Consider the following 5,696-nt stretch of genomic DNA (forward strand, 5'->3'; position numbering starts at 1 on the left):
AGGGACTTAGCGTCCTCTCAGAGCCTGTGCCACCAGCAAGGGTCACGGCGGACCTCACCGAGACCGAACGCAGGCACCCCTTCAGCGCCCTGGCGAACCTCGAAACGGCCCGCAAGTGCGTCACCCGCGTCAACAACGCTGCAGGCCAATACACCTAGTTGTCGAAGGCATTGGCGTCCCTGAGCCGGTCGCGTTGGAGGCGGTGGGCGAGGGCGCGGCGTACCGAGGCGGGTGCGGTGGCCGTGGTGGGGGTCTGCGCGGGGACGTCCAGGCCGCGGCTGATCTCGTCGTACGCATCGCGGTAGCTGCCGGGCATGTCCGCCCGGTGCCGCAGCAGGTCCTCTTCGAGGAGGCGCCGCAGTTCGTCGACATTCTGTGGGGTGAAGCGCTTCCTTCCCCGGGCGATGGCGTTGACGTGGCGGGTACAACGGGCGGTGTCGTAGAAGTTCTCGGAGATCTCCTCCGCGAGGCCCCACAGCCGCCCCTCCAGCCATGGGGTGTCGGGCTGGTCGAGGGAGAGCCCGATCGGGGGCGGCGGATCGCCTGCCCTGTGCTTCGTCACCTGCTTGGAGACCGCGGGCTGACTCATGTCGGTGAGCCGGGCGATCTTCTCCTGAGTCCAGCCAAAGCCGGCGAGCACCTTGATCATCTCGGCTCGCAGCTTCCTCATCTCCTCGCCGGCCCGGATGACCTCGTTCATCTCGGCGAGCATCCGCTCGGCCTGCTCCTCGGTCAGCGCGGGGTGTACGTCCTCGTCCTCTGCTCCTGTCATATCTCGGTTATACACCCTGAGTGCGTGGCCACAACCGGGTTGTATAACCAAGTTATGAGGTGGCAGGATGCGCCTCATGCCCACCTTCTGTGCACCTGATGGCACCCTCCTCGGCTACCGCGTCCTCGGAGACGGCGACCCGGTCGTCTGCATCCCCGGCGGTCCTGCGGACTCCCGCTACCTCGGCGACCTCGGCGGCCTGTCCGCGCACCGCCGGCTGATCATCCTGGATCTGCGCGGCACCGGCCGGTCCGCGATTCCCGTGGACACCGCCTCCTACCGCTGCGACCGCCTGGTCGACGACGTGGAGGCCCTGCGCCAACACCTCGGACTCCCTCGGATGGACCTGCTCGGCCACTCCGCCGGCACGAACATCGCGACGCAGTACGCGGCCCGGTACCCGCAGCACCTGGGCAGGCTCGCCCTGGTCGGCCCAAGTACCCGGGCTGTCGGTATCGAGATCACCGGGGAGATGCGACGCGAGCTCGCGCTGCTACGGAAGAACGAGCCGTGGTATCCGACGGCATTCGCCGCCCTGGAGGCGATCACCACGGGTAGGGGCGGCGACCCGGAGGCCATCGCTCCCTTCTTCCATGGCCGTTGGGGCACCGCTGCTCAGCAGCACCACGCGGCCGGTCGGCCGGACAACCAGGAAGCCGTCGCTCTGTTCGGGGCCGAGGGCGCCTTCAGCCCGGACTCCACCCGTGCGGCGCTCGCCACCTGCGAGGTCCCCGTCCTGCTGCTCGCCGGGGAGTTCGACGTGAACAGCCCTCCGCAGTCGGCGGCAGAGTTCGCAGGACTGTTTCCCGACTCCGAACTCGTCGTACAGCCGGGGGCGGGCCACTACCCCTGGCTCGACGACGCCGAGCAGTTCGTGGCAACCACCGCCGCATTTCTGGGGCGGTGATTCGATCCGAACGCCGGGCGGTGTGAGCCGAGGCATGTCTCGGCTCGCACCGCCCCTGCGCCCTGGTCGGTCGCCGGCGCGCGGGCATCGGGAATTACGTGGGCCAGCGGCTCGGCGTCGGCTTCACGCGCGGACAGGAGATGTGTCGTGAGCGGCACACGGATGCCGTGCCACTCTGCTGCGCGCAGCAGGGCTCCCCCGATGGAGTCGGGTTCCAGTGGTCGGCCCGCCTCCGCGTCGCGCTGCATGGAGGATCTGCTGTCGGCGGGGAACGCGTAGTACCGCTTCAAGGCTTCGGCGGCTTCTACCTGTCCGCCGCAGGCCCGGCTGACCGCCACGGTCTCCTGAACCAGGGGCCCGTCAGCTCGTCCCGCCGCTCTGCCCCGACGTTGCCGATGGGCGGCTGATGGCGGGTGGTGAGCAGGCGAAGGGGCAAGGAAGGCCAGTTTCCCCAACAGGACCGCGTTCTCGTCCGGCAGGACGCGGGTGGTAACGCCGGCGCCCGCGAGCTGCGCGGCGAGCGGGACGGTCCGCTCCTGTCGACCGGCCAGGTCGATCTCGACGAACGGGCTGCCGTTTTCGATGACTCCTGGCGTGGTGCGGGTGGACCCGACGCGAACGACGGCCTCGACCACATGCTCTGCCCCGTCGCGGGCCCGCAGGGTGTCCATGTGTTCGACACCGTTGACTAGGGGCAGCACACACCGTTGGCGAGCGACTGGGGCGGGAGGCGGTCGAGTGCGGTGTTCTTGACCGTCACCAGGCACAGGTCGACCGGCTCACGCAGCATGGTGTCCGCCTCGACGGTGGCATGGAAGTCGCCGAACTGCCTGCTGTGTACGCGAATTCCTTCATCACCCAGACGACTGGCGGTCTCCTCGCGTGCCAGGCAGATCACGCGGTGTCCGGCGCGGGAGCGTACGACGCGCCGGCACCGGCGACACCGAAGGCGACCACGGCGGCGAGGGTGATGATGAAGCCTCGCCTGCCTGCACTTTGCGCCATCGGCGGACCTGGAGGCATGGAGCGTCCCCGGTACGACATCGGCACGCGGCCCGCGTCCGGGGCCGGTCCGCGGGGCTGAGTGGGCTGGTGCGTGCTGGGTGGACCGTTGACTGCGGACGGGGCGGAGGGCGGGGTCGGATGGCTCTGGACCAGGGTGGGGGCAGCAGTACGCACCCTCATGTCGGCGGTGACCGGGTCGGGCAGCCACTCCTCGGAGCGGCGCAACACCGTCTCAGTGTTCGCCAGCCGGCAGAGCCCGATGATCTCGGTGATCGACGGCCTGGCCTCGGGGTCCTTCGCGAGGCAGCGGTTGACCAGCTCTGTCAGCGGCTCCGGAACCGCGGTGAGATCGGGTTCCTCGTGGACGATCCGATAGAGCACGCCCTGGGAAGCGCCTTCACCGAAAACCGGGGCCCCCGTCGCCGCGTACGCCGCGACCTGGCCGAGCGCGAAGATGTCGGTGGCCTGGGTCACCCCGCGCCCGGCGGCCTGCTCAGGAGCCATGTACGAGGGGATGCCGATGATGACGCCGTTGCCGGTCAAGGAGCTGGTATCGGCAGCGTGGGCGATACCGAAGTCGATGACGCGGGGCCCGTCGGCGGCCAGCAGCACATTGGACGGCTTGAGGTCGCGGTGCACGATCCCCGCGCCATGGATAGCGCGTAACGCCTCTGCGTACAGTCGGCCGCATCGTCCTAGCGCCCCGCCGGTCGGGCCGACGGGGGCTTCCAAGGCGTCAGCTCATAAGCAGTAGCCGCGTGTGCGGTACGAGCTTCCGGTTCACGCTGGTGCTCTGCACGAAGATCGTGAAATCGTCGTTGTGGTCCGGCTTGACGCGAATTTCCGTGTCCGGCAGGCCGAGCACGGATCGAGCCTCCGGCCCGGTGTACACCCGGTCCGTCTTCTTCTCCAGCACCGCAATCTGCTTCCGCGCCTGGATCTTCTCCGACTTACTCAACTGATAGAACGCACAACCGGTACGGTAAGTGTGCCCGCATTCGATGACCCAGTCGCGGATCGCCGCTTCACGAGCCACCGGAATCAGCTGGTACTCGGACGGATTCACCGGGGTGAGACCGGCTGCCTTGATGGTGTCCTTGTTGACGGTATCGGCACCCGTGGAGAACACTGCCCGCGATCCCCGGATGCCCTGGGTACGGCCCACCATAAATTTCTCGGTTGCCTGCTGGATGACCTGCCCGGCTTCCTCCAGACCCTGTGTGCTCGTGGCGTCCCAGATGGCGATGTTGTCCTTCGGGAAACCGCACTGCATGGCCTCGCGCTTGCCCATCTGGTCCGGCACGAGGACGGCGAGCGTCCAGTTGTCCTCCTGCGTCTCGACCATCTTGGCCACGGACTGCACCAGTTCACGCGGCTCCCTGGCAGGGGCATCCGGGCAGCGATGACTTGCGTTCTCCTGCCCGTCGGTCAGTACGAACGTCAGGAAGCTGTGGTCGCCGTACAGTTGAGCTGTCTGCGCCAGCTCCCGCTGCGACTTCAGCGTGGCCGCCAGCAGAGCCGTCATTCCACCGACCCGGTACAGCTGCTTCAGGGACGGCATCCGCAGCACGTCCTTGTCGTAGATGACGCAGTCCACCTTGTCTGCGAAGACGTACACCGTGACGCGGGTTTCCTGGTCCAGTTCCTTCGATCGGCGGGCCAGATATGCAATCTGCTGGTCGGCGACTTCGACGACCTTGCCGTTCAGGTGCGACATGGACGAACTGGCATCCAACACAAGAGCAACGTGATTGATGTAGTTCTGGTTTCCGGACATGACCGCTCTCCCTCTTTCCGACTCGATGCTCCTACCTTCTCACCCACCACTGACAATCGATCTTGGCTCCCAGACTGGAAGAAGCGCCCACTCCACCGGGGGCGCAGCCGAACTGCTGCCCCCACCGTGCTTCTAGGCTCGATCCAGGAGGGCGGTCCGCGGGTTGCCTGGTGGCTCCGCCCCTTCGAGTGGTGTTTGTGCCCATTCGACGCCCAGCTCCGCGTCAGGCTGCCAGGACCGATGGGGTCAGTACGCCAACGGGGCCGGAGACCCCTTGTGCACCGGCAGGGGAGGCGAAGTGCAGGCCCGCGGGCTGGGGTTGGCCGCGTAAGTCAGCACTCTTTCGTCATGGCGCGCCGCCACCGGCGCCCCGCGTGGCCAGTATCGAAGCCCCCATCTGCCCGCACATGGCGGAGCAGCCCATCTGGGCCTTGATCCGCCGGACACGCCCTGGCTCAGGGTGAACCGTGCGGACGTGGCTGGCTGAGAGACGGAGCCCGTACGCCAGGCAGCAGTCGGAACAGAGGCTCGCGACGAGGGTTCCGCAGGCGCAGCTGGTGCATTCCGCCGTCCGGGGTCGCTCGCAGCAGGCGGGGACGTGTGCTGCAGCACGATCCTTGCTTCCCCGGCCTGGCCAGACATGGCCGCAGCGATGAGCCGGCTCGATGGTCAGGGAGTGGACGTAGGAGGGCATGCTCGTCGACGCGCACGCGGCGGGTGTCGGCGTCGACCAGGCGGTCGCCGCCGTCATGGCCGCCGGGCAGCCCGCCCCCGCAGCCGGTGCCACGGCACCGCCCGCCACCGGGGTTCCGGCCGCACGCGCCGTGAGGCCCACGACCCGTCGGCACCGCCCGTTGCAGAGCAGCCACCTACTCCCGCCCCGGCTCCCGCCCCGGCTCCCGCTCCCGGTCCGGCGCTTCGGCCCCTGCGCCGGAGGCGGTGGGCTTGAGCGAGGACGCGCGCCGTTTACTGGGGCCACTGAGCGAGGGCCTGGACGTCCCCAAGGACCTCGACCTCGAACTCAACGGCCGCAACAAGACGCTGCACCAGCTCGGTGTCCGCCCGGACGCGCACGCCCGGATCGTGTCCGTGGCCAAGCATGTCCTAGATGATCAATTCCAAGGGGTGCCTGCGGTGACGAGAGCGAGGGTGTTCAAGATCGTTGTGTGACGAACAACCTGAACACCCTCGCGACCGCACTCTACGTGACAACGGATGACCTGCTGAAGGAGCGG

Annotated in this window: 6 protein-coding genes and 1 pseudogene; 2 read left to right on the plus strand and 5 right to left on the minus strand. The window is 68.1% G+C overall.

Features of this window, described 5'->3' with window-relative positions:
- Positions 1–154: 154 nt before the first annotated feature.
- Positions 155–772: a sigma-70 family RNA polymerase sigma factor gene (locus tag J7I97_RS36335; protein WP_214944232.1), complete on the minus strand. Its 618-nt coding sequence runs from the start codon at positions 770–772 to the stop codon at positions 155–157.
- A gap of 76 nt (positions 773–848) precedes the next feature.
- Between J7I97_RS36335 and J7I97_RS36340 the strand changes: the two genes are divergently transcribed.
- Positions 849–1,679 carry an alpha/beta fold hydrolase gene (locus J7I97_RS36340; protein ID WP_214944233.1) on the plus strand — a complete coding sequence of 277 codons (831 nt, stop codon included), beginning with the start codon at positions 849–851 and terminating at the stop codon, positions 1,677–1,679.
- Here J7I97_RS36340 and J7I97_RS36345 read toward each other — a convergent pair.
- The 4 genes and pseudogenes from J7I97_RS36345 to J7I97_RS36355 form a co-directional block, all read right to left on the minus strand.
- Complete coding sequence (locus J7I97_RS36345; protein WP_251059505.1) at positions 1,616–2,350, minus strand: ketopantoate reductase family protein; 735 nt, start codon at positions 2,348–2,350, stop codon at positions 1,616–1,618. The two genes, J7I97_RS36340 and J7I97_RS36345, sit on opposite strands and share 64 nt — an antisense overlap.
- Before the next feature lie 17 nt (positions 2,351–2,367).
- Complete coding sequence (locus tag J7I97_RS39350; protein WP_308365192.1) at positions 2,368–2,577, minus strand: hypothetical protein; 210 nt, start codon at positions 2,575–2,577, stop codon at positions 2,368–2,370.
- A gap of 241 nt (positions 2,578–2,818) precedes the next feature.
- Positions 2,819–3,359: pseudogene (locus J7I97_RS36350) on the minus strand (serine/threonine-protein kinase); the annotation flags it as partial.
- 61 nt (positions 3,360–3,420) lie between these two features.
- The gene (locus tag J7I97_RS36355) at positions 3,421–4,461 is read right to left on the minus strand and encodes a vWA domain-containing protein (RefSeq protein WP_214944237.1); all 1,041 of its coding nucleotides are present in this window, start codon (positions 4,459–4,461) and stop codon (positions 3,421–3,423) included.
- 945 nt (positions 4,462–5,406) lie between these two features.
- Here J7I97_RS36355 and J7I97_RS36360 point away from each other — a divergent pair.
- Entirely contained in the window at positions 5,407–5,631 is a 225-nt protein-coding gene (locus J7I97_RS36360) for a hypothetical protein (protein WP_214944238.1), read from the plus strand.
- Positions 5,632–5,696 lie beyond the last annotated feature (65 nt).

Origin of the sequence: Streptomyces sp. ISL-87 (assembly GCF_018614095.1) — a bacterium.
In the GTDB taxonomy this organism is placed as follows: Bacteria; Actinomycetota; Actinomycetes; order Streptomycetales; family Streptomycetaceae; genus Streptomyces.

Coding starts and splice junctions, on each gene's coding strand:
- J7I97_RS36335 (WP_214944232.1), bottom strand. CDS start 772: ATGACAGGAGCAGAGGACGAGGACGTACACCCCGCGCTGACCGAGGAG.
- J7I97_RS36340 (WP_214944233.1), top strand. CDS start 849: ATGCCCACCTTCTGTGCACCTGATGGCACCCTCCTCGGCTACCGCGTC.
- J7I97_RS36345 (WP_251059505.1), bottom strand. CDS start 2,350: ATGGACACCCTGCGGGCCCGCGACGGGGCAGAGCATGTGGTCGAGGCC.
- J7I97_RS36355 (WP_214944237.1), bottom strand. CDS start 4,461: ATGTCCGGAAACCAGAACTACATCAATCACGTTGCTCTTGTGTTGGAT.